Genomic DNA, 2803 nt, shown 5'->3' with positions numbered 1-2803 from the left:
GCATGTTGCCAGTCACGCAAGCGGCGCCAGCAGGTCATGCCCGACCCGCAGCCCATCTCCTGGGGCAGCTGCTCCCATCGACCGTCAGCAGACGGCCGATCCGATCCGCAAAGCGGGTGCGGCCAGGAGGCCGCAAAGGGCCGATACCAGTGCGCAGGACAAACACGATGCCGGTCAGGCAGGCGCGGTCCGACCTGCGAGGTCGGCCTCCCCTTAGGCTTGGCGCGCTCAGGCGGCAGCAGAGGCGCAACCTCCTGCCACAGCTCATCGGAAACCAGCGGTGCAATTATGCCCGGCCAACAACGGCCGGACCACCAAGTTCCGTTTTGATAGGCACTCTAAGCTGGCCGCAAGGCCAAGTGCGGCTGCCCTCAAGGCCTACACTGCTGTCACTCATGAATAAGTAGCAGTCGAGGCTACGACTTCTGGCCCGGCTACTTCTTTGTGAAGAGCCTTGCGGCGTCTTGCCGCGGTCACTGACATCGCACTATGATGATGCAGATGTGAACAGTCCAAAGGAGCCGCATCACCATCATCACACAGGAATATATGCAATAGTTTGTAATCTTACTGAAGTCCCGCACCACGTGCGTCGGCGTGATGTTCTGCGCCAACTTTAGATTAGAGATATTTACAACATGATTCTCACCAAATGTGACCGGTTACCCTCCGGCAATCACTATTGTCGAACCACACATAATTTATACCGAACATGGGCTCTACTGTCACTAGTCCTGAGTTCGTTGGTCACGCCTCCGAGCACGGGCAATGCCGCAACCAGTGAGCCTCATCAGGTCGGAGCTTGGTCCAGCCTTTACGCTTGGCCGACCATTCCGATCCACATGGCCCTGACGCGCGACGGTCGCGTCATGAGCTTTGGCACCAACAACACTGGTAAGCAGACAGGGTATTTTATCTATGACGTGTGGGACCCGAACGACGGCGTCCTTGGCTACCATTTAACCCTGCCCAACGGCACCTCGACCGACCTGTTCTGCAGTGCGCAGATACTTCTCCCCGGCGGGGGAAGCATGCTCATCGCGGGTGGCGATAACTGGGATGGGTCCAAGACGTTAAACACCGGCAGCAAGCGCTCCAACATCTTCCGCTCGGACAGCAATGACCTTGTGCCTGGCAGATCCATGTATCGGGCGCGCTGGTACGCCACCCTCACCACGTTGCCCAACGGTGAGACCTTTATCCAAGGCGGTGACTACGGCACCGATCATCCAGAAATCCGCAACCGGCAGGGTTCATTTCGGCTGCTGAACGGCGCAGATACCAGCCCGTACTACTACTACTATCCAAGGAACTGGGTGGCCCCGGACGGCTTCATCTTCGGGTTCTCTGAGAGCCGCATGTATAAAATCGACCCCAGGGGAGCCGGCAAGGTGATTGATCTAGGCGTGTTGCCTGGCTCATTCAGTGTCACCTCCACCGAGGCAATGTATGCTCCTGGAAAGATCCTCCGTGTCGGCGGCGGCAAGTACCAGACGGTGTCGGAAAAGCGCGCCGTCATCATCGATATCAACGGCGAAAAGCCCGAGGTGAGCTTCACGCAGAGTCCTCCACAAGCGCTTCAGTGGAGCACCGCTACCGTACTGGCAGATGGTCAAGTGGTCGTCACCGGCGGTTCGAGCGTCCGCAATGAGCTTCAGGGCGTTAACACCAACGCCCTGATCTGGGACCCGGGCACCGGTGGATGGACAACCGGCGCTGCGAGCAATTCGAGTCTCGCGAGACTGTACCATTCCGGTGCGCTCCTGCTGCCAGATGCCTCGGTTCTCGTCGGCGGCGGCGGCGCACCGGGTCCTCAGAGAAACCTCAACGCCGAAATTTACTATCCTCCCTATTTGTTCGACTTGGCTGGGAACAAGGCAGTCCGCCCGAAGATCGAGAAGGCCCCGCTCAGCCTGAGCGTCGGGCGGAACTTTATCCTCGGCGTGAACAACGGCGCGAACATCTCGAGAGTGACGTTGGTGAAGACAGGTTCTGTGACACACAGCACCAATATGGAGCAACGCTTCTTGGATCTACCGTTCAAGAGGAGCAGCAACACCCTTCAGGTGACAGCACCAACAAGCAATAGGATCGCAACACCCGGCTACTATCTACTCTTCGTCATTGACCGGGACGGAGTGCCATCGGTCGGCAAGGTTCTCGCGATGCATGTTACGGCGCAGTGACCTGACCATCCGGCCCGCAGCATCTGAAGATCAGAATCTGCACCGTGGCCAGGTGCTGCACTGAGCCTGGGAGTTGTGCCCACTAGCAGCGCAATTACAACGTCCCTACGTCAGCTTTGGCGAAGACCAGCAGTGATAGCAGCGCCTGCTATGAGCATATAACAGAGATCAGGCAGCCACCCACTTTGAAGGCAACAAAGGGAACATAGCGTAGACGTCGTTCTCAGCGTCGTCGTTCTCTGCCGACAAGCGCTCAAGACACGAACCTTCTTACGGGCAAGATAATCGCCCGGCCACCATGCACAAGCACCGGTTCTACTTGGGCAGACCCGCAACTCTTGCCTGCGGCCCCGTTCGCCGGGCAGCAACCGACTTGGTGGCACGGATACTCAGCTCAACCTCCTCACCCCCACCACGCACCCCACCACCCCCAGCGTCACTGCGACCATCGCCAGGCTCACCGGCTCGCCCAGCAGGGTCGCGGCCAAGCCTAAGCCGAAGAAGGGCTGGAGGAGCTGGAGCTGGCCGACGGCGGCGATGCCGCCCTGGGCCAGGCCGCGGTACCAGAAGATGAAGCCGATCAGCATGCTGAACAGGGAGACATAGGCGAGGCCGGC

2 protein-coding genes and 1 pseudogene are annotated in these 2803 nt (G+C 59.1%); 1 reads left to right on the top strand and 2 read right to left on the bottom strand.

Translation table 11 applies throughout. The features are described from left to right. Nucleotides 1-290: pseudogene (locus EQG76_RS24810) on the bottom strand (transposase); the annotation flags it as partial. A gap of 579 nt (nt 291-869) precedes the next feature. On the opposite strand from EQG76_RS24810, the gene EQG76_RS24805 reads away from it, so the two are divergent. Continuing rightward, complete coding sequence (locus EQG76_RS24805) at nt 870-2186, top strand: glyoxal oxidase (RefSeq protein ID WP_159717293.1); 1317 nt, start codon at nt 870-872, stop codon at nt 2184-2186. 389 nt (nt 2187-2575) lie between these two features. Here EQG76_RS24805 and EQG76_RS24800 read toward each other — a convergent pair. After that, a partial coding sequence (locus tag EQG76_RS24800; RefSeq protein WP_159717291.1) for an EamA family transporter occupies nt 2576-2803 on the bottom strand: 228 nt, incomplete at its 5' end.

It is taken from the genome of Geminicoccus flavidas (assembly GCF_009806515.1).
Classification (GTDB): Bacteria; Pseudomonadota; Alphaproteobacteria; order Geminicoccales; family Geminicoccaceae; genus Geminicoccus; species Geminicoccus flavidus.
This window is presented reverse-complemented; position numbering and strand designations above follow the sequence as displayed.